This window comes from Vibrio sp. 970 (genome assembly GCF_033339075.1).
The window spans coordinates 1-506 of record NZ_JAWOTW010000878.1 but is presented as its reverse complement, the minus strand read 5'-3'; the positions used below and the strand labels follow the sequence as shown (position 1 = coordinate 506).

At 50.0% G+C, this 506-nt stretch carries 1 protein-coding gene; it reads left to right on the top strand.

Annotated elements, in window-relative coordinates; genetic code table 11:
- The coding region (gene arr, locus R7Q11_RS29690; protein WP_225467405.1) for an NAD(+)--rifampin ADP-ribosyltransferase at positions 1 to 404 on the top strand (404 nt) is incomplete at its 5' end.
- Positions 405 to 506 lie beyond the last annotated feature (102 nt).

Below are 506 nucleotides of genomic sequence, written 5' to 3'. Positions count from 1 at the left end.
AAGGACCGTTCTATCATGGAACCAAAGCCAATTTGGCGATTGGTGACTTGCTAACCACAGGGTTCATCTCTCATTTCGAGGACGGTCGTATTCTTAAGCACATCTACTTTTCAGCCTTGATGGAGCCAGCAGTTTGGGGAGCTGAACTTGCTATGTCACTGTCTGGCCTCGAGGGTCGCGGCTACATATACATAGTTGAGCCAACAGGACCGTTCGAAGACGATCCGAATCTTACGAACAAAAGATTTCCCGGTAATCCAACACAGTCCTATAGAACCCGCGCACCCTTGAGAAGTGTTGGCGTTGTTGAAGACTGGGAGGTGCATCCTGTTGAATTAATAAGGGGAATGTTGGATTCGTTGGAGGACTTAAAGCGCCGTGGTTTACACGTCATTGAAGACTAGTCCTTTGCATAACAAAGCCATCAAACCGGACGCCAGAGATTCCGCGCCTGTTGCGCATGGCTTCGCCATTTTATGCGCAATAGGCGCGCCACCCTGTCGCCG